The organism is Caballeronia mineralivorans PML1(12) (assembly GCF_001028175.1).
In the GTDB taxonomy this organism is placed as follows: domain Bacteria; phylum Pseudomonadota; class Gammaproteobacteria; order Burkholderiales; family Burkholderiaceae; genus Caballeronia; species Caballeronia mineralivorans.
Window position 1 is genome coordinate 1 of the sequence record NZ_AEJF01000324.1, and the last position, 342, is coordinate 342.

The window sequence follows — 342 nt, forward strand, 5'->3', positions numbered from 1 at the left end:
GACCTTCGCGTGTTGAAGTGAGCGGCGGCACCGATAACCCGTCGGCGCCGCCTGCGGATTTTATTCCGCCGGGTGCTGGAGCCGCTGCTGGCGAAAATAGGAATTCATCAGCAAACCACGCTGTTACGCCACGGTTTTTACCCTGCCGGAGGCGGTGTGGTGGCAACGGAAGTCTCGCCCGTGGCATCGTTTAACACCTTGCAACTTGGCGAGCGCGGGAACATTGTGCAGATGCGTGGAGAAGTTCTATTAGCTGGTGTGCCGCGCCATGTTGCTGAGCGTGAAATCGCTACACTGGCGGGGAGTTTTTCCCTGCATGAACAGAATATTCATAACCTGCCG

Annotated in this window: 1 protein-coding gene; it reads left to right on the top strand. The window is 57.3% G+C overall.

All coding sequences use genetic code 11. The features are described 5' to 3' along the window. Window positions 1–72: 72 nt before the first annotated feature. Window positions 73–342, top strand: a 270-nt coding sequence (locus tag EOS_RS45490; RefSeq protein WP_326972992.1) for an RNA 3'-terminal phosphate cyclase, incomplete at its 3' end; no start/stop codon positions are given.